The organism is Streptomyces sp. RLA012, assembly GCF_056270325.1.
In genome coordinates this window covers 6,461,218-6,486,408 of record NZ_JBWDPA010000002.1, presented here as the reverse complement: position 1 = coordinate 6,486,408, position 25,191 = coordinate 6,461,218, and the positions used below count along the sequence as shown (strand labels likewise).

23 protein-coding genes are annotated in these 25,191 nt (G+C 71.8%); 8 read left to right on the top strand and 15 right to left on the bottom strand.

Annotated elements, in window-relative coordinates; all coding sequences use genetic code 11:
• Position 1: 1 nt before the first annotated feature.
• Positions 2–196: a DUF397 domain-containing protein gene (locus RV986_RS29825; RefSeq protein ID WP_475920344.1), complete on the top strand. Its 195-nt coding sequence runs from the start codon at positions 2–4 to the stop codon at positions 194–196.
• Positions 197–232: 36 nt separating this feature from the next.
• Here the strand turns inward: RV986_RS29825 and RV986_RS29820 are convergent, their stop codons facing one another.
• The 4 genes from RV986_RS29820 to RV986_RS29805 all read right to left on the bottom strand — a co-directional run bounded on the left by RV986_RS29820 (position 233) and on the right by RV986_RS29805 (position 3,289).
• Positions 233–418 carry a hypothetical protein gene (locus tag RV986_RS29820; protein ID WP_475920343.1) on the bottom strand — a complete coding sequence of 62 codons (186 nt, stop codon included), beginning with the start codon at positions 416–418 and terminating at the stop codon, positions 233–235.
• A 404-nt stretch (positions 419–822) separates the two neighbouring features.
• Complete coding sequence (locus RV986_RS29815) at positions 823–1,596, bottom strand: TetR/AcrR family transcriptional regulator (RefSeq protein ID WP_475920342.1); 774 nt, start codon at positions 1,594–1,596, stop codon at positions 823–825.
• Positions 1,593–2,504: an SDR family NAD(P)-dependent oxidoreductase gene (locus RV986_RS29810; RefSeq protein ID WP_475920341.1), complete on the bottom strand. Its 912-nt coding sequence runs from the start codon at positions 2,502–2,504 to the stop codon at positions 1,593–1,595. The genes RV986_RS29815 and RV986_RS29810 overlap by 4 nt, the downstream gene beginning before the upstream one ends.
• Positions 2,505–2,539: 35 nt before the next feature.
• On the bottom strand, positions 2,540–3,289 hold the full coding sequence (locus tag RV986_RS29805) for an SDR family oxidoreductase (protein ID WP_475920340.1): 750 nt from the start codon (positions 3,287–3,289) through the stop codon (positions 2,540–2,542).
• A 517-nt stretch (positions 3,290–3,806) separates the two neighbouring features.
• Here RV986_RS29805 and RV986_RS29800 point away from each other — a divergent pair.
• Both RV986_RS29800 and RV986_RS29795 read left to right on the top strand, forming a co-directional pair.
• Positions 3,807–5,033, top strand: a complete 1,227-nt coding sequence (locus RV986_RS29800) for a DMT family transporter (RefSeq protein WP_475920339.1) — start codon at positions 3,807–3,809, stop codon at positions 5,031–5,033.
• Between the two features lie 20 nt (positions 5,034–5,053).
• The gene (locus RV986_RS29795) at positions 5,054–5,179 is read left to right on the top strand and encodes a hypothetical protein (RefSeq protein ID WP_475920338.1); all 126 of its coding nucleotides are present in this window, start codon (positions 5,054–5,056) and stop codon (positions 5,177–5,179) included.
• On the opposite strand, the gene RV986_RS29790 is transcribed toward RV986_RS29795, so the two are convergent.
• From RV986_RS29790 to RV986_RS29760, 7 genes are all read right to left on the bottom strand, one after another.
• Positions 5,176–5,757 (bottom strand): hypothetical protein, encoded by a 582-nt coding sequence (locus RV986_RS29790; RefSeq protein ID WP_475920337.1) that lies wholly within the window; start codon positions 5,755–5,757, stop codon positions 5,176–5,178. The two genes, RV986_RS29795 and RV986_RS29790, sit on opposite strands and share 4 nt — an antisense overlap.
• Before the next feature lie 122 nt (positions 5,758–5,879).
• On the bottom strand, positions 5,880–7,382 hold the full coding sequence (locus RV986_RS29785) for an aldehyde dehydrogenase family protein (protein ID WP_475920336.1): 1,503 nt from the start codon (positions 7,380–7,382) through the stop codon (positions 5,880–5,882).
• Positions 7,379–9,109, bottom strand: coding sequence for an N-acyl-D-amino-acid deacylase family protein (locus RV986_RS29780; RefSeq protein ID WP_475920335.1), 1,731 nt, complete (start codon positions 9,107–9,109; stop codon positions 7,379–7,381). The genes RV986_RS29785 and RV986_RS29780 overlap by 4 nt, the downstream gene beginning before the upstream one ends.
• Before the next feature lie 13 nt (positions 9,110–9,122).
• A complete protein-coding gene (locus RV986_RS29775; protein ID WP_475920334.1) occupies positions 9,123–10,241 on the bottom strand; it encodes an LLM class flavin-dependent oxidoreductase in 1,119 nt (372 codons plus the stop codon).
• Positions 10,242–10,375: 134 nt separating this feature from the next.
• Positions 10,376–11,152, bottom strand: a complete 777-nt coding sequence (locus RV986_RS29770) for an SDR family NAD(P)-dependent oxidoreductase (RefSeq protein ID WP_475920333.1) — start codon at positions 11,150–11,152, stop codon at positions 10,376–10,378.
• Positions 11,153–11,163: 11 nt separating this feature from the next.
• The gene (locus tag RV986_RS29765) at positions 11,164–12,096 is read right to left on the bottom strand and encodes an LLM class F420-dependent oxidoreductase (RefSeq protein ID WP_475924478.1); all 933 of its coding nucleotides are present in this window, start codon (positions 12,094–12,096) and stop codon (positions 11,164–11,166) included.
• A gap of 128 nt (positions 12,097–12,224) precedes the next feature.
• Positions 12,225–13,496 (bottom strand): amidohydrolase family protein, encoded by a 1,272-nt coding sequence (locus RV986_RS29760; RefSeq protein WP_475920332.1) that lies wholly within the window; start codon positions 13,494–13,496, stop codon positions 12,225–12,227.
• Positions 13,497–13,747: 251 nt separating this feature from the next.
• Here RV986_RS29760 and afsR point away from each other — a divergent pair, with 251 nt between their 5' ends.
• Together afsR and RV986_RS29750 are read left to right on the top strand one after the other, a co-directional pair.
• Positions 13,748–16,705, top strand: coding sequence for an SARP-family global regulator AfsR (afsR, locus tag RV986_RS29755; protein WP_475920331.1), 2,958 nt, complete (start codon positions 13,748–13,750; stop codon positions 16,703–16,705).
• 219 nt (positions 16,706–16,924) lie between these two features.
• Positions 16,925–17,104, top strand: coding sequence for a hypothetical protein (locus RV986_RS29750; RefSeq protein ID WP_475920330.1), 180 nt, complete (start codon positions 16,925–16,927; stop codon positions 17,102–17,104).
• Positions 17,105–17,519: 415 nt separating this feature from the next.
• Here RV986_RS29750 and RV986_RS29745 read toward each other — a convergent pair whose 3' ends face one another.
• From RV986_RS29745 to RV986_RS29735, 3 genes are read right to left on the bottom strand one after another with little or no spacing between them, the layout of a single operon-like run.
• Complete coding sequence (locus RV986_RS29745; RefSeq protein ID WP_475920329.1) at positions 17,520–17,915, bottom strand: hypothetical protein; 396 nt, start codon at positions 17,913–17,915, stop codon at positions 17,520–17,522.
• Positions 17,915–18,202: a ribbon-helix-helix domain-containing protein gene (locus RV986_RS29740; RefSeq protein WP_475920328.1), complete on the bottom strand. Its 288-nt coding sequence runs from the start codon at positions 18,200–18,202 to the stop codon at positions 17,915–17,917. Before RV986_RS29740 ends, RV986_RS29745 begins: the two co-directional genes overlap by 1 nt.
• Before the next feature lie 19 nt (positions 18,203–18,221).
• Positions 18,222–19,802 carry a FadD3 family acyl-CoA ligase gene (locus RV986_RS29735; RefSeq protein WP_475920327.1) on the bottom strand — a complete coding sequence of 527 codons (1,581 nt, stop codon included), beginning with the start codon at positions 19,800–19,802 and terminating at the stop codon, positions 18,222–18,224.
• A gap of 157 nt (positions 19,803–19,959) precedes the next feature.
• Between RV986_RS29735 and RV986_RS29730 the strand changes: the two genes are divergently transcribed.
• From RV986_RS29730 to RV986_RS29720, 3 genes are read left to right on the top strand one after another with little or no spacing between them, the layout of a single operon-like run.
• Positions 19,960–21,114, top strand: coding sequence for a lipid-transfer protein (locus RV986_RS29730; protein ID WP_475920326.1), 1,155 nt, complete (start codon positions 19,960–19,962; stop codon positions 21,112–21,114).
• A 25-nt stretch (positions 21,115–21,139) separates the two neighbouring features.
• The gene (locus tag RV986_RS29725) at positions 21,140–21,631 is read left to right on the top strand and encodes a Zn-ribbon domain-containing OB-fold protein (protein ID WP_475920325.1); all 492 of its coding nucleotides are present in this window, start codon (positions 21,140–21,142) and stop codon (positions 21,629–21,631) included.
• Entirely contained in the window at positions 21,628–22,407 is a 780-nt protein-coding gene (locus RV986_RS29720) for an enoyl-CoA hydratase/isomerase family protein (RefSeq protein WP_475920324.1), read from the top strand. Before RV986_RS29725 ends, RV986_RS29720 begins: the two co-directional genes overlap by 4 nt.
• Before the next feature lie 265 nt (positions 22,408–22,672).
• Here the strand turns inward: RV986_RS29720 and RV986_RS29715 are convergent, their stop codons facing one another.
• A complete protein-coding gene (locus RV986_RS29715) occupies positions 22,673–25,000 on the bottom strand; it encodes an outer membrane protein assembly factor BamB family protein (protein ID WP_475920323.1) in 2,328 nt (775 codons plus the stop codon).
• Positions 25,001–25,191 lie beyond the last annotated feature (191 nt).

The following is a 25,191-nucleotide window of genomic DNA, read 5'->3' as shown; positions in this document are numbered from 1 at the left end:
CATGCGCACCCACGAGTGGCAGAAGTCGTCCTATTGCCAGGAAGGCGAGGCCTGCCTCCACGTCGCCGTCTCCACCACCGCAGAAACGGTCCACCTCACCGAAAGCGCCGACCCCGCCCAAGCCATACTTTCGGCCGCGCCCACCGCCTTCTACGCCCTTCTCCGCACGCTGAAGGAGACTCGGCGCCACGGCTGACGTACCCCCAAGAGGCCTACGAGCGGCCGGACCGCCTTACGCAGGGGCGTGGGCGCGCGCCATGAGCGTGCCCAGGTTTCCTGGTTCCGGGGCCTTGAGGACGTGGGCGTCAACGTCGGTGAAGCCGTGCCGCTTGAGGATGTCCGCCCACATCTCGGGGGCGTACTGCCAGCGAAGTACGGTCAGTTCGCGCTCGCGGCCTTCGAGCCACTTGCCCCGCATCTGCTGCCCCCTCCTGGCCGAGGCCGCATCGCTTCGCGCCACCCCGGGGGAGGAAGATACCGGCGACCGTCAGCAGCGTGGTGAGCGGTACGCCGAACCAGGCGACCAGGATGAGCGCGTTCGCGAACTCGGGTGTGCGGGCGCCGTCCTGGCAGGTGTCGCAGGCGATGGCGAGGAGCGGGCCGAAGGTGGCGACCAGGCCTCCGGTGACGAGTACCAGGATCGCGAGGGCGGTCAGGCCGGCCCAGCCGAGAGGTGTGCGCCGGGAGCCGGTGGTGCGGGTGTTCGCCATGCGGCCGACGTTACGGAGGACCGTGTTCGGGCGGCATCCGGCGTCGTACTCGGGTTGCCACGAGGTCGTGACCTGTCATGGCCCGTCGTGGCCCGTCGTGGCCTGAGTACGGCTACTCCGACGCCGCGTTGGACAGCCGGTCCAGCCACTCCCCCAGCAGGGCCGACTCGGCGGGGGTGAAGGCCGGGTTCGGTGTCTGGTGGAGGAGGGCGCCGAGGCGAGTGGCGGTGGCGGGTACCAGTACCGCTTCCGTTTCGGGCTCGGGCTCGGGCTCGGGCTCGGCGGAGGCCCCCGCGCTCATCGCCTCCGGGGTGAAGACCACCGCGTGCACCGCGTCCCGTACGCGCCGCGACAGGGTCTCGTCGGCGAACGTCGCCGGGCGGGAGACCAGCATCAGGGAGACGCCGACGTTGGCCGACATGATCATCTGGGCGGCCAGTTCGGGGGCCAGGCGCAGTTTGCCCTGTTCGGCCGCGCGCCGGAGGTCCGCGGTGAGGATGCGGTGGGACTCCAGGGCGGCGGCCGGCGGTGTGCGCATCGCCGGGGAGTTCATGAGGCGGTAGAGGTTCGGGTTGCGCAGGGCGAAGTCCGTGTGGGTGTCCCAGCCGTCGCGCAGGTCCTGGATCGGGTCCGTGCCGGGCCTGCGGCTGCGCTTGGTCGCCAGGTACTTCTCGTACCCGTGGTCGACGACCGCCGACAGCAGGCCCTCCTTGTCACCGAAGTGGCGGTAGAGGGCCGGGGCGCCGACCCCCGCCGCCTCGCAGACCGCCCGGGTGGAGACGTCCCCGTCGGGGGAGTTCGCCACCAGTTCGGCCGTCACTTCGAGGATGCGCGCTTTCGTACTGCTCACGGACGTACTCACGGTAGCGACGTTATCCGAGGTCATACGGATGTCCGACGCGGGGAGAGGAGGTCCGCGAGGCCGATCCGCGTCAGGAATTCCGCCCGGATACGGTCCGCCACCAGGCTGACCTCCTCCGAGCCGTCGTCCGCGGGATCGACGTGCACCCGGAAGGGACGCTTCCCGTACGGGGTGTCCACCACGTCGACGATCGCGTCGGCGACGAGCGACACGTCCGCGTCGGGCGGCGTGAGGGCCGCCAGGCGTCCCGCGACCTGGTCCATCAGGCCCGCGTAGTGCTCCTCGTAGGCGGGCAGCACGGTCTGTTCGGAGGGGTGGCCGCCGCTCGCGAAGTGGTTCGTGCCCGAGGTGAACGCGCCCGGCACCACGATCGTCGTCTCGATGCCGAAGCGGGCCAGCTCGACGGCGTACGACACGGCGAGCGCGTCCATCGCGGCCTTGGCGGCGAAGTAGGGAGCCAGGTACGGCGGGGTGCCGCCGCGCGTGGAGGTGGAGCCGACCCACAGCAGCAGGCCGTGGCCCTGGGCCCGCAGGTGCGGCAGCGCGGCCCGGTTGACCCGCTGGGTGCCCAGCACGTTCGTGTCGTGGACCGCGGCGATCTCGGCGGGCGTGAAGGCCTCCGCCGGACCCGTCACCATGTGCCCGGCGTTGTGGACGAGGACGTCCAGCCGACCGGCCTCCGCCAGCACCGTGGCGATCGCCGCGTCCGCCGACTCCTGGGAGAGGACGTCCAGTTCGACCGTACGGAGGTCCACCGCGTGCTCGGCGGTGTACGCCTCGGCCTCCGCGACCCGGGCCGCGTTGCGCCCGCCGGTGTCCCGCATCGCCGCGTACACCGTGTGCCCGGCGCGGGCGAGGGCACGGGCGGACAGCGCGCCGAAGCCCGAACCGGCGCCCGTGATGACGATCGTCCTGCGCGAAACAGAATCCATGACTGAACCCTTCACTCCTTGTGAATCGTGGTGAGTTACGCGATGCCGCCGTTGGCCCGGATCACCTGGCCGTTGACCCAGCGGCCGGCCGGACCGGCGAGGAAGGACACCACCTCGGCGATGTCCCGCGGCGTCCCGAGCCGCTCCAGCGGCGGCTGGGCCGCCATCCGCGCGACGGTCTCCTCGTCCTTGCCGTCCAGGAAGAGGGCGGTGGCGGTCGGGCCGGGGGCCACCGCGTTGACGGTGACGTCCCGGCCGCGCAGCTCGCGGGCCACGATCAGGGTCATGGCCTCGACGGCACCCTTGGTGGCGGCGTACGCGCTGTACCCGGGGATCGCGAGCGCCAGCACCGAGCTGGAGAAGTTGATGAGCGCGCCGCCCGCGCGCAGCCGTCGTGCCGCCTGCTGGTCGACGACGAACGTGCCGCGGATGTTGGTGCGGTGCATGCGGTCCAGCGCGTCGAGGTCGAGGTCGACCAGGGGCGCGAGGGCCATGACGCCGGCCGCGTGGACGACGACGTCCACCCCGCCGAACGCGGATTCGGCGGCATCGAAGAGGGCGGCCACCTCGGTCTCGTCGGCCACGTCGGCGCGGACGGCGATCGCCGCTCCGCCCGCCTCGGTGATCGCGGCGACGGTCTTGTCGGCCTCGGCCTCGTTGCCCGCGTAGTTCACGACGACGGCGTAACCGTCGGCCGCCAGGCGCTCGGCGGTCTCCCGGCCGATTCCGCGGGATCCGCCGGTGACCACGGCTACGCGGGTGGCGGTGCTGGGCTGCTCGGTCATGGCCTTGCTCCTTCTCGGAGGTGGGGTAGCGGTTCTCGCACCCCGGCGAAAGCAACGCTAACACCAATACGGTATCGACGCTACGGTCGTCGCCCTCCCCGGGGCCGCCCGGCCTCCGAGACCCCTCCCGTTGGGGCACCGTCATGACCCCGGCGGGCATGATCGCCGTCCTGCGGGGCGTCTTCAGCCGCTGACGGTTGCCCGGTCCCGGTACGGGCCGATGGAGTGGGGACCGTGTTGCGTGACATGGCGGAGGCGGCGCGGTTGCGCCGCTCGCGTCCGTGACACCGGGCCCGACGATCAGTGCGGCTCCCCCGCCCCGGCAAATCCCCGGCAGTTCCCCCGGCACAGAAAACACGTACTCGATGATCAGCAATGACCAGACAGTCGACGGCTTGATCGCCGCCGTCCCCCCAGGCACGCATGTCCCCATACCGCTCACGCGTTCCCCGCGCGACGGCCTCGGAGTCCCGGCGTCCGCCGCGGTCCGATCGACCGCGGACGGCGGTACGAACACGTGAAATCCAAACTCGATCCGCTGTCCATAGCGGCGATGGTGGTCACCGTGGTCTCCATCTCGGCCACCGCCCCGCTCACCGCCGCCGCCACCGCCTCACCACTCGCCATGGCCTTCTGGCGCAACTGCCTGGGCTTCGCCGTACTCGGGCCGTTCCTCCTGCTGCTGCGCCGCCGCGAGGTGGTGCGCGTCGCGCGGGGCGAGCGCGGCATCCTGCGGCGGGAGCAGTGGCGGCCCCTGGTCTTCGGCTTCCTCGCGGCCACGGCGCTCGCCCTCCACTTCGCGGCCTTCATGACGAGCACCCGGCTGACCTCGGTCGCCATGTCCACGGCCCTCGTCGCCACCCAGCCCGTCTGGCAGGCTCTCATCGCCGCGGGCCAGGGCGTCCGGGCGTCCCGCAGGACATGGGCGGGTCTCACCCTCTCCGTGGTGGGAGCGGCCGCGGCGGGCGGACTCGACATAAGGTCCGGCGGTACGGCGCTGACGGGTGACCTGCTCGCCCTCCTGGGGGCCATCGCGCAGGCCGGGTACACCGCCCTGAGCGAGAAGTCGCGCGCGGATGTGAGCACACCGCTGTATTCGACGTTCACTTCGCTGATCTGCGGTCTGGAACTTCTCGTCGTCTGCCGGCTGGCCCACATCCCGCTGACGGGTCTCGACAGATCCACGCAACTGTCGCTGCTCGGGCTGCTCGTCCTTCCCCAGATTCTGGGGCTCGGCTCCCTGAACTTCGTCCTCGGCAGGACATCGGCGACGACGATGAGCGTCCTTCTCCTGCTGGAGACCCCCGTGGCCGCACTCGCCGCGTGGTGGTTCATGGGGCAGGGCATCAAGCCCGCGACCGTGCCCGGGCTCCTGCTCATCATCGTCGGTGTCACGGTCGTGGTGACGAGCGGCAGCGGGAAACAGCAAGGGGAGCGAGCCGCGGCCCCGCACAGCGAACACCGCGTGGACATACCGCCGTATCCGGCCCACGCCCCGCGCACACGCCACGTACGGTCGTCCCCACGAACCCTGTCACTCCGTGCCGTCACCAGCCGGGACCCCAGACTGGACTGGGCGAAGTACGACGGGGGCGAGAGTCCGACGGTCACGCTCACTTACCACGGCGCGGGGGCGTTCGACACCCTGTACCTGCGCAGGCCGCACGTAGCGGAACACATGGAGGAACACGTGACGGAAGAGGAGCCGGGCGCTCAACTCCCCGCGGCCACGGCCAGGCGGTAGAAAGCCCGGGTGATGTCGGGGTGGGTGATCTCGTCCAGCAGATGCCGCCACTCGGGGTCGTCGGCGACGGAGGGGTGCGCGAGGTCCCAGGCGGCGAGCAGCGGGGCGAGTTCGCTCTCGGGCTCGGCGAGGAGGACTTCGGCTAGGGCCCCTTCCTCGCCCGGTCCCGATCGCGGGACCAGGCGCCCGCGCCTACCAGCACGGCTGCGCCGGTTCCGTACAGGGGCAGCCACAGGGTCGTCGTGGCTGCCAGGCAGTCGGCAACGGCCTCATCGCTCTGGGCCTCCTGCGCGTACGCCAGGGCGGGGCCGTCGCGATCAGCCAGATCCGCCAGCGCGGCCCTCGACCGGATGGCCTCGTACCTGCCCATCTCCTCGCACCCGCTCCGCGTGCCCGGCATCGGAAACAGCCAGGCCCAGCGCTGCAGCATGGGGGCCAGCATGATCGCCACGCACAGGCCGACGACCAGCGAATACGCGACCAGACCGCGCATGTACGCCGATCGGATGCCGGGCGTCCAGGCCGACCGTCGCTGGAAGGCGAGGATCACGGCAAGAAGCGTCACCCCGATGAAGGTGGCGAACCACTGCCAGGAACCCTGCGCGAGTGCGAACGTCAGTACGGCCGCGAGTCCGATGCCGATGACCCCGGCCTGGCCGGGACCGTCAGCGCCTGCTCCGGTGGATGCCGGCCTTCGGGTTCCTTGCGGGCTGGGGTCGTTCACGGGCCTCTCCTGCGGGGTGGGAGTCATCAGCATCCGCCGCGTGGCGCCGCGGGCCCCGGCGCCATGCCGGAGGGGTTCGACACCCCCGCTCGGATGACGCACCCTGCCGGTCCGCACCGGCTCTAGCTCCCCGACGGCCACACGATCGCCTGCACCTCGCTGTACGCGTGCAGCGCGTACGAGCCGACGTCCCGCCCCACCCCGCTCTTCTTGAAGCCGCCGAACGGCGCCTCCATGTTGCGGCCGACGGTGTTGACGCCGACCCCGCCCGCACGCAGCGCGCGGGCGACGCGGAAGGCGCGGGCGACGTCGCCGGACCAGACGTAGTCGATCAGGCCGTAGTCGCTGTCGTTGGCGAGGGCGATGCCCTCCTCCTCGTCGTCGAAGGGGACGACCACCACGACGGGCCCGAAGATCTCCTCGCGGACCACCCGCATGTCGGGGGTGCAGTCGGCGAGGAGGGTCGGGGCGACGTAGAAGCCGCGGTCGTACGAGGGCCGTTCACCGGCCGCCCCCACCTTCGGGCGACCGCCGCCCGTGACGATCCGCGCGCCCTCCTTCCGCCCGAGTTCGACATACGCCTCGACCCGGTCCCGGTGGGCCGCCGAGATGACCGGCCCGACGACCGTCCCCGGCTCCCGCGGATCCCCGACCGTCAACCGCCCCGCGTACGCGGCCAGTTGCTCGACCAGGCGCCCGTAGATCCCCTTCTGCGCGATCACCCTCGTCGGCGCCGTGCAGATCTGCCCGCTGTAGAAGGAGAAGGTCGTGCCGATGCCGGACACCGCCGAGGCGACATCCGCGTCGTCGAAGACGAGCGCCGCACCCTTCCCGCCCAGTTCCATCAACTGCCGTTTCATGGAACGCCCGCACACCTCGGCGATCCGCTGCCCCACCGCCGTCGAGCCGGTGAAGCTGACCATGTCCACGTCCTCACAGTCCACGGCGGCCTCGCCGACCTCCGGGCGTGAGCCGCTCACCACGTTCACCACGCCCGGCGGCACACCCGCCGCCTCCAGGGCCTCCGCCATCCGGTACACGGACAGCGGATCCTGCGGGGCGGGCTTCACGACCACCGTGTTGCCCATGGCCAGGGCGGGGGCGATCTTCCCGGCCGGGTTGGCCCAGGGGTTGTTGTAGGAAGTGACGCAGGTGACGACGCCGACCGGCTGGCGGACGGCGAGGGCGCCCATGACCGCCGCCTTCCCGAACGGTCCGGCCTCGTTGATCTGCGGCGGCAGCGGCTGCTCGACGGGCTCCACGCGCGCGTAGCGCCGGAAGCGGGCCGCGCCCACCCCGACCTGCATCCCGCGCGCGGTGCCGGTCGTGGCGCCGCTCTCGGCCTGGGCGAGTTCGGCGTAGGGGAGGAAGTTGCGCCGGATGAGGTCCGCCGCCCGGCCGAGGAGCGCCGCGCGTTCCTCGGGGGGCGTCCGGGACCACGGGCCGAAGGCCTCCCTGGCCGCGGCGGCGGCCGCGTGCACCTGCTCCCGCGAGGCCTCCGGCGCCAGTCCGACGACGCCCTCCGTCGCCGGGTCGATCACCTCGTGGTGCCCGTCGTCCGGCTCCACCCACGAGCCGCCGATGAACAGCCGCCGCTCACCGGTCCCCGCAGCCGCGTCGGTCACCGCGTACTCACCGTCTGTGTGTCCCGCCCGGAGCGGAGCACCTTCCCGGGGACGGCGCCCGTCACGACGTCTCCCCGGATCGACTCGACCCCGTTGACCCAGACGGCCGTGACGCCGATCGCCTTGGAGTCGAGGCGCGGGCTGTCTCCCGGCAGGTCGTGCACCAGGGTGGCCTTGCCGGCGTCGATGCGCTCCGGGTCGAACAGCACGAGGTCCGCATGGAAGCCCTCCGCGATCCGCCCGCGTTCCCGCAGCCCGAAGAGCCGCGCCGGGTCGTCCGTGAGCATCTTCACGGCCTGCTCCAGCGTGGTCAGCTTCCGCCCGCGCAGACAGTCCCCGAGGAACCGGGTCGTGTACGGGGCTCCGCACATGCGGTCCAGATGGGCGCCCGCGTCCGAGCCGCCGAGCAGGACGTCCGGGTGCTGCCAGGTCTCGGCGCGCAGCGACCAGGAGTCGGCGTCGTTGTCGGTGGGCATGGGCCACAGCACCGTCCGCAGATCGTCGTGCGCGCAGATCTCCACCAGGCACTCGAAGGGCTCCTGGTGGCGCCGGGCCGCGATGTCCTTCACGACCTGCCCGGTCAGACCGTCGTTCGCCGGGCTGTAGGTGTCCCCGACGACGTACCGGCCGAAGTCGGCGAGGCGGCGGAAGACGCCCGCCTCCTTGCTGTTCGCCTGCCGCAGCATCTCGGCCCGTACGGAGGGGTCGCGGAGCCGCGCGATGCGCTCCGGCACGGGCAGGGCGAGGATCGGACCCCACCCGGGGATCAGGTTGAGCGCGCAGAAGGTGCCCAGGGACATGTTCATGGGGGTGAGGATCGGCATGGTGAGGGCCACCACCCGGCCGCCCGCCTTCCGCGCCCGTTCGCTCGCGACCAGCTGCCTCGGCACGCGCTCGGGGACGGCGGCGTCGACGGTCAGCACGTTCCAGTTGAGCGGGCGGCCCGCCGCGGCGCTCATCTCGACGAAGAGGTCGATCTCGTCGTCGCTGAACTGGTCGAGGCACCCGGCGACGATCGCCTCGATCTGGGTGCCCTCGTGCTCGCCGACGGCTTTGCTGAGTGCCAGGAGTTCGGCCGGCCGGGCGTGCCGGGAGGCGACCGGCCTGCCGTCGCCGTCGGAGTGGGTGGAGGACTGGGTGGTGGACAGGCCCCAGGCCCCGGCGTCCATCGCCGCGTGGAAGACGGCGAGCATCTGCCCGAGCTGCTCCCCGGTCGGCTGCCCGCCCACCGCGTCCGCTCCCATGACGTACCGCCGCAGCGCGCAGTGCCCCACCATGAAGCCCGCGTTGACGGCGATCCGCCCCTCCAGGGCGTCGAGGTACTCGCCGAAGGTGTGCCAGTTCCAGGGCGCCCCCTCCTCCAGGGCGACCAGCGACATCCCCTCGACCTTGGACATCATGCGGCGGGTGTAGTCGGCGTCCTCGGGTCGTGCCGGGTTCAGCGGGGCCAGCGTGAACCCGCAGTTGCCGCCCGCGACCGTCGTCACCCCGTGGTTCAGGGACGGGGTGGCGTAGGGGTCCCAGAAGAGCTGGGCGTCGTAGTGGGTGTGCGGGTCGACGAACCCGGGGGCGAGGACCAGCCCGGAGGCGTCCTCGCCGGTGCGGGACGCCTCCGTGACCGTACCGATCGCGGCGATACGGCCGTCGCGGATGCCGACGTCCGCGGTGTACCCGGGCGCGCCCGTGCCGTCCACGACGGTCGCGCCCCTGATGACGTGGTCGAGCATGGCCGCACCCCTCTCAGACCGCTTGCCGGAACCGGGTCGTCCGGTGCACCGGATCCGTGTCGATCTTCGGGATCACATGCTCGCCGATCATCCGGATCGTCTGCAGGGTCTCCTCCTTCGGGACCCCGACCGGCAGGCCGAAGGAGAGCTGGTCGGCGCCCGCCTGCTCCCAGCGCTTGCACTGGGTGAGCACCTCGTCCGGGTCGCCGCAGATCAGCAGTTCCTCCTCGATGAGGAGTTCGACGAACTCCGCGTTGTACTCGGGGAGGGTCTCGGGCCAGACGGGGAAGCCCTCGGGGCGCGGGAAGGTGTCGTGGTAGCGGAAGACGAGGGAGGGGAGGTAGTGCAGCCCGCCGCCGACCGCGATCCGTATCGCCTCCTCGTGCGTCGGGGCGCAGATGGCGGTGGTCGTCACCATCACGTTGTCGTTGACGAAGGCCCCGACGGGCTCGGCGTCCACGATGGCGGTCTTGTACTGCTGGAGCACCCACTCCATGTCGGAGACCTTCTGCACGCTGAAGCCGAGCACTCCGAGGCCCTTGCGGGCGGCCATGGCGTACGAGGGCGGCGACCCGGCGGCGTACCACATCGCGGGGTGCGCCTTCCCGTACGGCTTGGGGAGCACCTTGCGGGGCGGGAGCTGCCAGTGCTTGCCCTGGAACCCGACGTACTCGTCCTGGAGCCACATCTTGGGGAACTCGGCGATGGTCTCTTCCCAGATCTCCTTGGTGTAGTTCATGTCGGTGATGCCGGGGAGGAAGCCGAGGATCTCGTGGCTGCCGGCGCCCCGTCCGCTGCCGAACTCGAAGCGGTTCTCGCTGAGGTGGTCGAGCATGGCGACCTTCTCGGCGACCTTGACCGGGTGGTTGACCTGGGCGAGCGGGTTGAAGATGCCCGAGCCGAGGTGGATGCGGTCCGTGGCGTGGGCGAGATAGCCGAGGTAGACGTCGTTCGCCGAGAGGTGCGAGTACTCCTCCAGGAAGTGGTGCTCGGACGCCCAGGCGTACTTGAAGCCGGACTTGTCCGCCTGGATGACGTACTCGGTCTCCTCCATCAGCGCCTTGTGCTCCGCGAGCGGGTCGGTCTCGGCGCGCTTGCCCACGTATCCCTGTACAAAGAGCCCGAATTCCAAGGAGGTTCACCGTCCCCACATTCGTATCTGACGTTCCGTCAGATCTACTTGCCGCCGACTGTTGCACCGAGCCCGTGAAGCGTCAATAGCTGACGAACCGTCAGCTGGTGGTGAGCCATACAGAACGCTGGGCCTCACAGAACGCTGACCCCCGCCAGCCACCCCCCGTCGATCACGAACGGCTGCCCGGTGATGTACGAGGAGTCCTCGGAGGTCAGGAAGAGGGCGAGCCGGGCGACCTCCTCGGGCCTGCCCACCCGCCCGAGCGGCACGAGCTTGCTGTACAGCTCGTCCAGGGCCTTGGTCATCTCCTCGGGATCGGCCGTCGGGTCGAGCTGGGCCGGGTTGGACATGGGGGTGTCGACGGCCCCGGGACAGATGGCGTTGACCCGTATCCGCTGATGCGCCAGCTCCAGGGCGGCGACACGGGTGAGGCCGAGGATCGCGTGCTTGGTCGCCGTGTACGTGCCCACGGCCGCCATCCCGGTCATCGCGGTGTACGAGGCGGTGTTGACGATCGTGCCCCCGCCGGCCGCGGCGATCTCCCCCGCGACGGTCTTGATGCCGAGGAAGCAGCCGACCTGGTTGACCTGCACGACCTGCAGGAACTCGTCCAGCGGGGTGTCCACGAGGGCGTTGAAGCGCAGGATGCCCGCGTTGTTGACCAGCCCGTCGATCCGCCCGTACGCGCCCTTCACGGCGGCGACGGCGGCCCCCCAGTCGTCCTCCCGGCCCACGTCGAGGTGGACGTACAGCGCGCCCAGCTCCTTGGCCACGGCCTCGCCCCGGTCGTCCAGCACGTCCGCGACGACGACCCTGGCACCCTCCGCCGCGAACAGCCGCGCCTCCTGCTCCCCCTGCCCGCGCGCCGCCCCGGTGACGATCACGACACGTCCGTCCAGCTTGCCCATACCGTGACTCCCTAGTTTCCCTGGTTTCCCTGGTATCCCTGGCTGAGGTGAGGCGCGACGTCGGCGCCGAACGCCGTGATCTGGTCGAGGAGTTCGCTCAGCCCGCGGGCGCGGAACCGCACCTGGATCTGGTGCACGCCCATCGCCCGGTACGCCCGCAGCGACTCGGCGACGGCCTCCGGGGCCCCGGTCAGCGTGCGCCGCCCGACGTGCCAGCCCGGGGTACCGACGTACAGGGGCTCGGTGATGGCACCGACGACGAGGGGTGCGGAGATCCCCGCCTCCGCCCTGATCCGGTGCAGACGGGCGATCTGCTCCGGCAGCCGCTCGCGCGGGTCCCCCTGCGGCAGCCAGCCGTCGCCCCGCAGCGCGGCCCGGCGCACGGCGGCGGGCGAGGAGCCGCCGACCCATACGGGCACGTGCTCCTGCGCGGGCCGGGGCCGCTGTCCGAGCCCCTCGAAGTCGTACACCTTGCCGTGGTGGACCGGGAACTCGTCCGGCCCGAGGGCGGCCCGCAGCGCGTCGATCGACTCGTCGAGCACCGCGCCGCGCCGCGCGAAGTCGGCGCCCACCGCCTCGAACTCCTCCGCCACATGCCCGGCGCCGACCCCGAGGATCAGCCGCCCGCCGGAGAGGTGGTCGAGGGTCGCGTACTGCTTGGCCGTGACGAGCGGATGCCGCAGCCCGACGACCGCGACATGGCTGAGCAGCCGGACGCGCTCGGTCACGGCCGCCAGATGGGCGAGGGTGGCGACGGGGTCGTACCAGACCGTGCTCATGGCGTCCGCGAGGCGGCGCGGGACGGCGACGTGGTCGCAGCCCGCGATGTACGCGAAGCCGGAACGGTCCGCGGCGCGGGCGATCGCGACGAGGTCGGCGGGACCGGCGTCCGCCTCCCAGGGCTCGGCGTACAGGGTGCTCTGGGACTGGATCGGGAGCTGCATGCCGTAGAGCAGCAGCGCCGGGTCGGACGGGAACGGGTCGGACGGTGACTGGACCGAGGGGGACGGGTCCGACGAAGACTGGTTCGGCGAAGACTGGACCGACGAGGACGGGTCCGACGAAGACTGGTTCAACGGGGGCCTCCCGGGCCGGCCCACAGGCCGTCCTCCGTCAGCCCCAGCAGTTCGATGGCGTTCCCGCGGACGATCCGTTCCACCACGTCCGCCGCCAGGTGCCCCATCTGCGCCTCGCCGACCTCGCGGGACTTGGGCCAGGTGGAGTCGGAGTGGGGGTAGTCGGTCTCGTACAGGACGTTGCCGACGCCGATGGAGTCGAGGTTCTTGAGCCCGAACGCGTCGTCGAAGAAGCAGCCGTAGACGTGCTCGGCGAAGAGTTCGGACGGCGGGCGGTGGACCTTGTCGGCGACGCCGCCCCAGGCCCGGTTCTCCTCCCACACCACGTCGGCGCGTTCGAGGATGTAGGGGATCCAGCCGATCTGCCCCTCGGCGTACATGACCTTGAGCTCCGGGAAGCGCTCGAACTTCCCGCTCATCAGCCAGTCCACCATCGAGTAGCAGCAGTTGGCGAAGGTGATCGTCGAGCCGACGGCGGGCGGGGCGTCCGCGGAGGTGGAGGGCATACGGCTGCTGGAGCCGATGTGCATGGCGATGACCGTGCCGGTCTCGGCGCAGGCGGCGAGGAAGGGGTCCCAGTCGTCGGTGTGCACGGAGGGCAGGCCGAGGTGCGGGGGTATCTCGGAGAAGGCGACGGCACGGACGCCGCGGTCGGCGTTGCGGCGCACCTCCGCCGCGGCCAGCTCCGGGTCCCAGAGGGGTATGAGGGGGAGGGGTATGAGGCGGCCCTGCGCTTCGGGACCGCACCACTCCTCCACCATCCAGTCGTTGTAGGCCTTCACCCCGAGCAGGCCCAGCTCACGGTCCTTGGCCTCGGTGAACGTCTGCCCGCAGAAGCGGGGGAAGGTGGGGAAGCAGAGGGCGGACTGGACGTGGTTGACGTCCATGTCGGCCAGACGCTGGGGGACGTCGTACGAACCCGGTCGCATCTGCTCGTACGTGATGACTTCCAGACGTATTTCGTCCCTGTCGTACCCGACGGCCGTGTCAAGGCGGGTGAGCGGCCGGTGGAGGTCCTCGTAGACCCACCAGTCGCCGATCGGCCCGTCGTCGCCGGGCCTGCCCATCACCGGGGCGAACCTGCCGCCGAGGAAGGTCATCTCCTTCAGCGGCGCGCGGACTATGCGGGGCCCGATGTCCTGGTACTTCGCGGGGAGGCGGTCGCGCCAGACGCCGGGGGGCTCCACGGTGTGGTCGTCCACGGAGATGATCTTCGGGAACGGGGTGGTGGACGCCTGGCCGGCCTCACTGATCCTCGTGGTCTCCATACGGCCCACGGTAGCGCCGATCTGACGACCCGTCAGCTGTCCGGTACGGCTCTGTCCGGCGCCCCCCGCCGCTGGAATGGGAGACTCTGTACGGACATGTGCGGGAGAGCTTGTGAGAGCTCTGTGATTTCCCGTGTCCCTCCGGTGCGCACGCCCGTGATCGCTGCCCAACACGGCTGACGCATCCGCCATGAACAAGGCAAACTGGCCTCGTAGTACTGATGTCTTGACGGTTCGGCAGGGGGACAGCAATGGACGGTGTGCCGCGAGTGGCGGAGCAGCAGCGTCCCGAGGAATCGGCGGCGTTGCGCTTCAGCGTGCTCGGCCCGGTGCGCGCCTGGCGGGGGGAGGACGCCCTGCCCGCGGGATCCCCGCAACAACGCGCCCTGCTGGCCGCGCTGCTGCTGCGCGAGGGCCGGACGGCCACGGCCTCCGAGCTCATCGACGCGCTGTGGGGCGACGAGCCCCCGTCGCAGGCCCTGGCCGCCGTACGGACGTACGCGTCCCGCCTGAGGAAGACGCTGAACCCGGAGGTCCTGGTCAGCGAATCGGGCGGTTACGCGATCCGCCTGTCCCCGGGCGACGGCGCACTGGACCTCGCCGAAGCCCAGCAGCTGGCCGGCGGCGCCGAGAAGGCACGCGGCGCCGGGGACCTCTGCCACGCCCGCGACCTGCTGCGACAGGCGCTCGCCCTGTGGGACGGCGAGACACTGGCGAGCGTGCCCGGCCCCTACGCGGAGACCCAGCGGGCCCGCCTGGAGGAGTGGCGCCTGCAACTCCTCGAATCCCGCCTCGACATGGACCTGGAACAGGGCTGCCACGCGGAGGCGGTCGCCGAGCTCACCGCCCTCACGGCGACGCACCCCCTCCGGGAACTGCTGCGCGAGCTGCTGATGCTCGCGCTGTACCGCTCCGGCCGCCAGGCGGAAGCCCTCGCCGTGTACGCCGACACGCGCCGCCTGCTCGCCGACGAACTCGGCGTGGACCCGCGCGCGAGCCTGAAGGAACTCCAGCAGCGCATCCTCCAGGCCGACCCGGGGCTGGCCGAACCCCCGGCCCCGGCCGCCGAACCCGTCGCGGCCCCGGTCCGCCCGGCCCAGCTCCCGGCCACGGTCACGGACTTCACCGGCCGCGCCTCCTTCGTACAGGAACTGAGCGACGTCCTGGCCTCCGCCTCCTCGGCCACGGGCGAGGGCCGGGTGATGGCCGTCTCGGCGCTCGCGGGCATCGGCGGCGTGGGCAAGACGACCCTCGCCGTGCACGTGGCCCACCAGTCACGCTCGGCCTTCCCCGACGGGCAGCTGTACGTCGACCTGCAGGGCGCCGGACAGCGGGCGGCGGAGCCGGAGACGGTCCTGGGCGCGTTCCTGCGCGCCCTGGGCACGGCGGACTCCTCCATCCCCGACTCCCTGGAGGAACGCGCGGCCCTGTACCGGTCCGTGCTGGACGGCCGCCGGGTCCTGGTCCTCCTCGACAACGCCCGCGACGCCGCCCAGGTGCGCCCCCTGCTCCCCGGTACGGAGGGCTGCGCGGCCCTCATCACCTCCCGGATGCGGATGGTGGACCTGGCCGGCGCCCACCTCGTCGACCTGGACGTCATGTCGCCCGAGGAGGCCCTCCAGCTCTTCACGAAGATCGTGGGCGAGGAACGGGTGGCCTCCGAGCGCGAGGCGGCCCTGGACGTCGTCGCGGCCTGCGGCTTCCTCCCCCTCGCCATCCGCATCGCGGCCTCCCGTCTGGCCGCCCGGCGCACCTGGACGGTCTCGGTCCTTTCGGCGAAGCTCGCCGACGAGCGCCGCCGTCTCGACGAACTCCAGGCGGGCGACCTCGCGGTCAAGGCCACCTTCGAGCTGGGCTACGGCCACCTGGAGCCGGCCCAGGCGCGGGCGTTCCGCCTGCTGGGCCTGGCCGACGGACCCGACATGTCGCTGGCCGCCGCGGCCGCCGTCCTCGACCTGCCGATCGAGGCCACGGAAGACCTGCTGGAAACCCTCGTCGACACGTCGTTACTGGAGTCCGCCGCCCCCGGCCGCTACCGCTACCACGACCTCGTACGCCTCTACGCCCGCTCCTGCGCGGAACGGGACGAGCAGCCGCCGAGCGAGCGCGACGCGGCGTTGTCGCGGTTGCTGGACTTCTATCTGGCGACGGCCTCCGGGGTGTACGCGATCGAGCGGCCCGGGGACCGGCTGGTGGACCATCTGGAGCCGACGGAGCACCCCGGGCTGACGTTCGGGGACCGGCACAGCGCCCAGGACTGGTTGTACTCGGAGGCCATCTCCCTGCTCGCCTGCGTCCGCCAGTCCACCAAGGAGGGATTCCTCCGACGCGCCGTCGACGTGCTGTGGGCCTCCGTGGACCTGGCGGAGTCCGGCACGAACTCCAAGGCCTACGAGGGCGTCGCCGCCGCGCTGCGCGAAGCGGCACAGGAGGCCGGGGACTCGCACGCCGAGGCGCGGGCGCTGATCACACTGGCCTACGTCCACCACATCACCGGACGCTTCGACCCGGCCGGCGAGGCCGCCACACAGGCCGCCGAACTGGCCGCCGAGAACGATCACCTGACCAGTTGCTGGGCCTCCAACACGCTCGGGGTGATCGCCCTCTACCAGAACCGGTACGACGACGGCGAAGCCCATCTCACCCGGGCGATCGAGAGCTTCCGCGCCTGCCACGACCGGCCCGGCGAGGCGAGCGCGCTGTGCAACCTCTCACGCATCCACCTCGCCACCGGGCGCACCCTGAGCGCCGTGTCCCTGGCCCAGCAGGGCACGGACATGTACGACGACATGGGCCACGCGCTGAAGGGCGCCAACGGCCGTTACGCGCTGGGCCTCGCGCTCACCCAGAGCGGGCGGCTGTCCGAGGCCACCGCACGCCTGGGAGAGGCGCTCGCGGTGTTCCGCAACAGCCGCCAGCGGCTCTGGGAGGGCATGTCGCTGTTCCGCCTCGCGGAGGCCGATCTCGCCGCCCAGCGCCCGGCCCAGGCGGCGGCGAACGCCGAAATGGCCCTGACGGTCCTGCGCGGCATCGGTGGCGAATGGCGCCGGGGCAACGTTCTCATCGTGCTCGGCCAGGCCCTGAGCGGGATCGGCCACTCCCGTCGCGCACAGGTCTGCTGGCGCGAATCCCTCGACATCTTCGAGACCTTGGGGGCACCCGAGGCCGCCACGGTCAGAGCGCTGCTCAATCCCCTGGCCGTCGCATAGGACCTGCTCACAGGTCTCACGCCTGGACGTTCATCATTCGTTTATCGCCGCCCGGCACTCTCAACGAGTCGATCCGTCGCGTCGGGGGGCAGGCGGGGCGACCAGAGGCCGTGGCACTAGGGTGAACGGCCCCGAGATGCCCGTCCGGCGGCCCACGGGGGAGCAGCCGGGCGGGCGCCTCCCACCCATCGCACCAAGACTGTCAGGGGGACAGCCACCATGAGCGACACCAACAGCACCGACAACATCCACGCCACCAGCGAGCCGGCCGGCGACGCCACCACGGACAACATCCACGCCACCAGCGAGCCCCTCACCACCAAGAACCCGATCACCAAGGACGACAGCGCCGGCGACGCGTCCACGGACAACATCCACGCCACGGACGAGCCTGTCTAAGTCCCACAGGGAAGGCTTCACGGGGGAAGCCTCACGGGGGAGGGCTCCACGGGGGAAGCCTCACGGGGGAGGGCTCCACGGGGGAAGCCTCACGGGGGAGGGCTCCACGGGGGAGGGCTCCACGGGGGAGGGCTCCACGGGGGAAGCCTCACGGGGGAGGGCTCCACGGGGGAAGCCTCACGGGGGAGGGCTCCACGGGGGAAGCCTCACGGGGGAGGGCTCCACCGGGGGGGGCTCGGGGAGCAGCAGGCTTGCACCACACGGGGATCGGCCGCGGCGGCGCGGAGGGGGAGCCGCCGCGGCCGACGTGTGTCCCGTACCGGGTTCAGGTCAATCCGTGGTGCGAACCGTTCGGTCCTCTCGAACACCTTCCGCCACCTTCCGCTCCCGTTTCGCGCGGCATCGGGCCGCCGCCCTACAGCCCCCTGACCGCCACCCTGGGCCCGCACAGCTTCTTCAGGTCGTCCTCGTCCGACGTATAGAGCACCACGTTCCCGGGCTGCCGCTCGGCGATCACCGCGAGGGCCGCGTCGATGGCGTACTTGTGGCCGTGCAGTCCGCTCTCCGCCAGCAACACGATGGCGGCATCGGCGATCTCCCGCGTCACGGGTTCGACGACGACACGGGACATCGCCCAGGACCATGCCGACCGCTTCACCTGGCCGTGGTATGCCTCGATCAACGTCATGGAACTGGTCACGACGCCGATTCCGGCCCGGTGGGCATCCACGAGTCGGGCGATCATCCGTCGTTCGCGCAGCGCCGTCCGAGACAGGGCCTCGCAGTCCAGCACATAGGTATCGGTGCTCATCAACCCGCCAGGGGAAGGTCGAATCCGCCCGCGCCGGACGCGGCATCACGCTCGGTGAAGTAGCGGTCGAGTTCGCGCCGCTCGGCCTCGGCCGCCGCCAGCTCCGCCTCCGTGAGCGGCCCGCCCTCCTCCTGCATCCAGGCCACCAGCTCCCCCAGCCGGTCCCGCTCCCGCTGGCGCTCTATGGCCTGCGTGACGTACGCGCTGAAGCCCCCCGGTCCGACCTCGCTCCGGATCTCCTCGGCGAGTTCCTCCGGCAGTGTCACGGTGTACTTCTTGGTTGCCATACCCCTTACCATACCAGGTTCAGCGCCCCCGCAGCTCCCCCTTCACCACCTTCCCGCTCGCGTTCCGCGGCAGGTCCGCCACGAACTCCACGGCCCGCGGGACCTTGTAGTTCGCCATCTCCCGGCGGGACCAGGCGATCAGGTCGTCGGAGGTGAGGACGGAACCCTCCCGCCGTACGACGTACGCCTTGCCGACCTCGCCCAGCCGCCCGTCCGGCACCCCGATCACGGCCACGTCCGCCACGTCCGGGTGGAGGCCGAGGAGTTGCTCTATCTCCGCGGGGTAGGCGTTGAAGCCGCCGACGATGAACATGTCCTTGATGCGGTCGGTGATGCGGAGGTTGCCCGCCGGGTCCAGGACGCCCACGTCACCGGTGCGCAGCCAGCCGTCCGGGGTCAGTACGCGGGCGGTCTCCTCCTCGTCCTCGAAATAGCCCCGCATGACGTTGAAGCCACGCACCAGGACCTCGCCCGGCGCCCCCGCCGGCGCCTCGACGCGCACCTCGACGCCCGGGATCGCCCGCCCCGAGGTCGAAGCGATCACCGAGGACGCGTCCCCCTGGCGGCACATGGTCACGAACCCGCTCGCCTCCGAGAGGCCGTACGCCGTCAGGACCGTGCGCACCCCCAGTTCGGTGCGCAGCCGCTCCACCAGGCGCAGCGGGACCACGGCCGCTCCGGTGACCACCAGACGCAGGGTCGACAGGTCGTACGACCCGCGTGCCGCGTGGTCGAGGAGGGACTGGTGGAGGGTCGGCGGGCCGGGCAGGACGGTCACCCCTTCCGCGGCCACGTTGGCCAGCACCGTGTCCACGTCGAACACCGGCTGCGGGATCATCGTCGCGCCCCGCATCAGACAGGCGAGCACCCCGGCCTTGTAGCCGAAGGTGTGGAAGAAGGGGTTCACGATCAGGTAGCGGTCCTCCCGGCGCAGACCGGCCAGCTCGCACCACACCTCGTACGCCCGCAGGCTCTGCGCGTGGGTGATCACCGCGCCCTTGGGGCGCCCCGTCGTGCCCGAGGTGAAGACGATGTCCGACGGCGACGATCCCTCGACGGCCGCCGCCCGCTCCCGTACCTCCGCCGCCCCGACGCCCTCCCCGTCCGCCAGGAAGTCCTTCCAGGTACGGAAGTCGGCCGGGGCGTCGTCCGCCAGCACCACCACCTGTTCCAGGTGCGGCAGCCCGGGCAGGGGCCCGCTTCCGGCTCCCTCCCCCGCGGCCCGCCGCAAGGACGCCACGTACGACGTCCCCAGGAACGTCCCCGTCACGAACAGCAGCCGTACCCGGCTCCGGGCGAGCACGTACGCCGCCTCGGTGCCCTTGAAACGGGTGTTCAGCGGGACGAGGACCGCGCCCGCGGACACCGCGCCGAGCGCGGAGACGATCCACTCCAGGGTGTTGGGCGCCCAGACGGCCACCCGGTCGCCGGGCCGCACCCCGTTCGCGAGGCAGGCGGCCGCCGCGCGTTCCACCTGGGCGCCGAGCTCCGCGTAGGAGACCCGCGTACGGCCGTCGACGACCGCCTCGCGGTCCGCGAAGCGTTCCGCCGCCGAGCGGATCAGTCCCGGGATACTGCCCCACTCCATGTCACCGCGCACGGCTGACCTCCCCATGACCGACCGACTGACCGACCGACCGACCGACTGACCGACCAACCGGCCCACCGACCGACCGTCACTGCTAGCTGACTACCCGTCAGATTAGCTGTAGCCTGACGCACTGTCAGCAGCTCCGGTTACCCAGGGAGGTGTGCCCGTGCCCGCGCCCGGGATCAAGGACGCCACCGCCGTCGTCGGCATCGGCCAGACGCCGTTCGCCAAGCAACTCCCCGAGTCCGAGAAGGCCTTGGCCTGCCGGGCGATCCTCGCCGCCCTCGACGACGCCGGGATCGCGCCCGCGGAGGTCGACGGGCTCGCCTCCTACACCATGGAGGAGACGGACGAGGTGGAGGTGGCGAAGGCGGTCGGGTTCGGCGACCTCACCTTCTTCAGCAAAGTGGGCTACGGGGGCGGCGGTTCCTGCGCCACCGTCGCGCATCTCGCCGCCGCCGTCGCCACCGGCCAGGCGACGGTGGGCGTGGCCTGGCGGTCACGGAAGCGGGGCAGCGGGCCGCGGCCCTGGAAGAACACCACGGTCCAACTCCCCACCCCCGCCCAGTGGACCCGCCCCTTCGGACTGCTCAGACCCGCCGACGAGATCGGCATGCTCACGCGCCGCTACATGCACGAGTACGGCGCCACCCGCGACCATCTCTTCAACGTCGCCCTCGCCTGCCGCAACCGTGCCAACCAGAACCCGGCCGCGATCATGTACGACCGCCCGCTCACCCGCGAGATGTACATGACCTCCCGCTGGATCAGCGAGCCTCTCTGCCTCTTCGACAACTGCCTGGAGACGGACGGCGCGCTGGCGTGCGTGGTCGTGTCGGCCGAGCGCGCGCGGGACTGCCGCAGGCGCCCCGTGTACGTCCATTCCGCCGCTCAGGGCCTCCCCGCCCAGCACCACGGCATGGTCAACTACTGGAACGACGACCCGCTCACCGGCCCCGCCTGGACCGCCGCCCGACACCTGTGGAAACACGCCGACTTCGCGCCGGCCGACATCGACGTGGCCCAGATCTACGACGCCTTCACCCCCCTCGTGCCGCTCTCCCTGGAGGGGTACGGCTTCTGCGGGCGGGGCGAGGGCGCGGCCTTCACGGAGGGCGGCGCCCTGGAGATCGGCGGACGGCTGCCCCTCAACACCGGCGGGGGCGGGCTCAGCGAGGCGTACGTCCACGGGTTCAACCTCATCAACGAGGGCGTGAAGCAGTTGCGGGGGACCAGTACCGCGCAGGTTCCGGGGGCCGCCACCTGTCTGGTCACGGCGGGAGAAGGAGTCCCCACCTCCGCCCTCCTCCTGAGGAACTGAGGAACTGAGGAACTGAGGAACTGACTTGACCGAGCCCCTCCACTCACAGTCCCCCCACTCGCAGCCCCTACCCTCGCAGTCCCTCCCCTCGCAGTCCCTTCTCTCCCCCGTCCCCGACGACGACGGCGCCCCCTTCTGGGGGTACGCCGCCCAGGGCGAACTGCGGATCCAGGCGTGCGCCGACTGCGGCCGGCTCCGCTTCCCGCCCCGCCCCTGCTGCCCCCACTGCCAGTCCTTCGCCTGCGCGTGGCGGCGGATGAGCGGCCAGGGCCGCGTCTGGTCGTACGTCGTCCCGCACCCGCCGCTGCTCCCGGCCTACGCGGCCCAGTCCCCGTACAACGCGATCGTCGTCGAACTCGCCGAGGCCCCGCACATCCGCCTGGTCGGCAACTTGGTCACAGGGCCCGGCGCCCCCCTCGGCTCCTTCCCGGTGGACCGGATGCGGATCGGGGCGCGGGTACGGGTGGTGTTCAGCGCGGAGGGGCTTCCGCAGTGGGTCCTGGAGGGACGGTCGTGAGCGAGACGCTCCGGGTCGCCATCGACAAGGACACGGGCGTGGCCGTCCTGACCCTCGACCGTCCCGAGAAGCTGAACGCCGTGGACGCGGCCCTGGCCTCCGAACTCGCCGCCACCTGGCGGGCGTTCCGGTTCGACGACTCCGTACGGGCCGTCGTCCTCACCGGCGCGGGCGAGCGGGCCTTCTGCACCGGCCTGGACCGCACCACCGAGACCCCGCAGCCGGCCTCCCCCTACATGGTGGACGACCCGCTGCTGCGGATCGGTCCGAAGGCCAACGACCTGTGGAAGCCGGTCGTCGCGGCCGTACGGGGCATGGCGTGCGGGGGTGCCTTCTACCTCCTGGGGGAGGCGGAGTTCGTCGTCGCCGACGAGACCGCGACCTTCTTCGACCCGCACACGACGTACGGCATGGTCAGCGCGTACGAGTCCGTCTACGGGGCGCATCGGATGCCGTACGGGGAGGCGGCGCGGATGGCGCTCATGGGCAACGCCGAGCGGATGTCCGCGCGGCGCGCGTACGACGTCGGGCTGGTCTCCGAACTCACGCCGCCCGGGGGTGCGGTGGAGGCCGCCGTGCGCTGCGCCACCGTGATCGCCGGCTATCCGCCGGAGGGGGTCCAGGGCACCGTCCGTGCGCTGTGGACCGCCCATGAGGCGGCCCGTGGTCATGCCTTCGCGCAGGCGCCGCACCTCATCTCCCTCGGCAATCTGCCCCCGGCCCGGCAGGAGGCCCTGTTCTCCACCCGCCGCCCCGCCGAATTCCGCCTGCGATGACCCCCCGGGGGGTTCTTTCACTGCGGGCCGGTGGGGGTTGCCCGCGCAGTTCCCCGCGCCCCTGAGACCGGGGCTGCGCCCCGGAACCCCCGCCCGCCCCGGATCGTTCGACTGCAGGCCGGTGGGGGCCGTTCGCGCAGTTCCCCGCGCCCCTGAGGTCGGGGCTGCGCCCCGGATCACCCGCCCGCCCGGGTTTGTTCGGCTGCGGGCCGGTGGGGGTTGCCCGCGCAGTTCCCCGCGCCCCTGAAAGCCGGGGCGGCGGCCGCTACGCCGTGCGGGCCGTCCCCGTTCCCTTTTCCGCGTCGAGTGCGTACACGCAACGGTCCTTGCTGCACGCGTACACGACACCGTCCTTGACGACCGGCGCACCGGTGATCTCCCCGCCCGTCGCCAGCTTCCAGCGCAGCCGGCCGTCGTCCGCCTTCAGGGTGTAGAGGAGACGGTCGGTGGAGCCGAAGTGGATCCGCCCGTCGGCGACCGCGGGCGCGCCCACGATGTCACCGCCCGCCTGGAACCGCCACTTCGGCGTGCCGGTGACCGCGTCGAGGGTGTACAGCCCCTTGCCGCTGCCGACATGGACGTGCCCCGCGGCCGCCAGCACCGGTTCGATCGACGAGCGCGCCTCCGTCGCGATGCGCCAACGGTCACGGCCGTCCGCCGCGTCGAGCGCGTACACCGTGCCGAGGTAGTCGGCGAGGTAGATCCCGCCCCCGGTGACCGCGGGCCCGGGCACGAAGGTCGGCGGGCAGAGGAAGACCGCCGGCGCCTCGAAGTGCCAGCGGACGTGCCCGCTCGCGACGTCGACGGCGAGGACACGGGTGCCGGCGGAGATGTACACATAGCCGTCGGAAGCCGAGGAGATCCGTACGGGTACGCCCCCGCACGAGGCCGCGTCACCGATCGGGTACGACCAGCGCTCGTCACCCGTTCGGGCCTCCAGCGCACGCAGCCGGGCGTCCTTCCAGACGTACACCGTGCCGTCGTGGACGGCGGGTCCGGCCTCCGGGGACTCGAAGTCGGTCTGGGCGCCGGTGAGCTCCCAGAGTTTCTGGCCGTTGGAGGCCTCCCAGGCCTGGACCCCGCCACCGCGGGTGCCGGTGACGACCGTGCCGCGGTCGGCCTTCAGGGAGTACACCCAGGCGTCCGTGGACAGGCGCCAGAGGTCGGCGCCCTCCCGGGCGTCCAGCGCGAACAGCGTGGGCCCGTCGGAGGCGTGGATACGGCCGTCCGCGACCGCCATCGACCACGCCACGTCACGCGTCTTGAAGCGGCGCCGACCGGTCGCGACGTCCAGGGCGTGTACCTCGAACGAGGTGACGTAGACCGAGTCGCCCGCCACCGAGGGCGTACCCCAGACGTCGTTGGACATACGGAAACGCCACGGCCGCCAGCCGGACGGGGAGTCCGGGGTGACAGGCGGCGGCGCGACCGCCGGCACGGGATCGGCGCCGTTGACGCCGACGCGCGGCCGGGACCAGGAGGCGGCGAGGCCCGCCTCGGGAGGAGGTGCCTTCACGGCGGCGGCGCGGGCGTCGGCGACGCGCGGCCCGGGGCCGATGGGCACCTGGCCGCCCGCGAGCCGTACGGGCCCGCTGTCGGGCGTCCCGACGGGCACCGGAGCGTGCGACGGCGGCGGCGGAACAGCGGGGCGCCCGCCACCGCTGCGACCGCCGGAGGACGACGGCTTCAGCGCCGGACGGCCCCCGCGGCGCGCCTCGATCAGGCCCACCGCCCGCTCGGGCAGCCACGCCGACGCCGTACCGCTGTCGTCGGACCCGGAGCCGAAGAGATGGGGGGCGAGCTGTGCCTGGAGGTCGGCGGGGTTGGGCCGGCCGGTCGCCTCCATCTGCATACAGGACTCGATGAGGGAGCGCAGCTCGTCCGGGAGGCCCTCCAGGTCCGGGCCCTCCCGCAGCAGCATGAAGACCGTCTCGACGGGGTTGGCCCCGTGGAAGGGCGCGTGCCCCGTGGCGGCGAAGACGAGCATCGAGCCGAGCGAGAACACGTCGCTCGCGCCCGTCACACTGCGCGAGTCCTTCGCCTGTTCGGGGGACATGTAGGCCGGGGTGCCGACGGCGACATTCGTCATCGTCAAACGGGTGTTCGAAACGCCCGACGCGATACCGAAGTCGATGACCCGCGGGCCGTCCTCGACGACGAGGACGTTCGAGGGCTTCAGGTCGCGGTGGACGAGCCCGGCGCCGTGGATCGACTGCAGCGCCTCCGCGACGCCCGCCGCCAGCCAGCGCACCGCCTGGGCCGGAAGCGGCCCGCACTCGTTCACTATCTCTTCGAGAGAGGGCGCCGGAACGTACGCGGTGGCCAGCCACGGCACGGCGGCGCGCGGGTCGGCGTCGACCACGGCCGCCGTGTAGAAGCCGGAGACCGCCCGCGCGGCCTCCACCTCACGAGTGAAGCGGACCCGGAACAGCTGGTCCTCGGCGAGCTCCGTCCTGACCGTCTTGATCGCCACGCGCCGGCCGGAAGCCGAGCGCGCGAGATAGACCAGCCCCATGCCGCCGGCACCCAGCCGTCCCAGCACCTCGAACGGCCCGATCCGCCGCGGATCGTGCTGTGTCAGCTGATCCACCACTTGCCTGCCACCTCCCCGTACGAGCCACGTCATCCACGTATGAACGCAGCCCCGTGCAGCGTCTCACCACCGCACCGCCATGGCGGCACGCACCCCGATTCTTCCTGTCCGCGCCACAGGTTGCGAACCCGGGGCCGGAACGGGGTGTCTCGGGACAAACCGGGTGGCAGCTCGGTGAGCCGCCAGCGATT

What these genes read in the sequence shown, in the direction of transcription:
- RV986_RS29825 (WP_475920344.1), top strand. Translation starts at nt 2, where the DNA reads ATGCGCACCCACGAGTGGCAGAAGTCGTCCTATTGCCAGGAAGGCGAG.
- RV986_RS29820 (WP_475920343.1), bottom strand. Translation starts at nt 418, where the DNA reads ATGCGGGGCAAGTGGCTCGAAGGCCGCGAGCGCGAACTGACCGTACTT.
- RV986_RS29815 (WP_475920342.1), bottom strand. Translation starts at nt 1,596, where the DNA reads ATGACCTCGGATAACGTCGCTACCGTGAGTACGTCCGTGAGCAGTACG.
- RV986_RS29810 (WP_475920341.1), bottom strand. Translation starts at nt 2,504, where the DNA reads ATGGATTCTGTTTCGCGCAGGACGATCGTCATCACGGGCGCCGGTTCG.
- RV986_RS29805 (WP_475920340.1), bottom strand. Translation starts at nt 3,289, where the DNA reads ATGACCGAGCAGCCCAGCACCGCCACCCGCGTAGCCGTGGTCACCGGC.
- RV986_RS29780 (WP_475920335.1), bottom strand. Translation starts at nt 9,109, where the DNA reads ATGCTCGACCACGTCATCAGGGGCGCGACCGTCGTGGACGGCACGGGC.
- RV986_RS29770 (WP_475920333.1), bottom strand. Translation starts at nt 11,152, where the DNA reads ATGGGCAAGCTGGACGGACGTGTCGTGATCGTCACCGGGGCGGCGCGC.
- RV986_RS29765 (WP_475924478.1), bottom strand. Translation starts at nt 12,096, where the DNA reads ATGCAGCTCCCGATCCAGTCCCAGAGCACCCTGTACGCCGAGCCCTGG.
- RV986_RS29760 (WP_475920332.1), bottom strand. Translation starts at nt 13,496, where the DNA reads ATGGAGACCACGAGGATCAGTGAGGCCGGCCAGGCGTCCACCACCCCG.
- afsR (WP_475920331.1), top strand. Translation starts at nt 13,748, where the DNA reads ATGGACGGTGTGCCGCGAGTGGCGGAGCAGCAGCGTCCCGAGGAATCG.
- RV986_RS29750 (WP_475920330.1), top strand. Translation starts at nt 16,925, where the DNA reads ATGAGCGACACCAACAGCACCGACAACATCCACGCCACCAGCGAGCCG.
- RV986_RS29745 (WP_475920329.1), bottom strand. Translation starts at nt 17,915, where the DNA reads ATGAGCACCGATACCTATGTGCTGGACTGCGAGGCCCTGTCTCGGACG.
- RV986_RS29740 (WP_475920328.1), bottom strand. Translation starts at nt 18,202, where the DNA reads ATGGCAACCAAGAAGTACACCGTGACACTGCCGGAGGAACTCGCCGAG.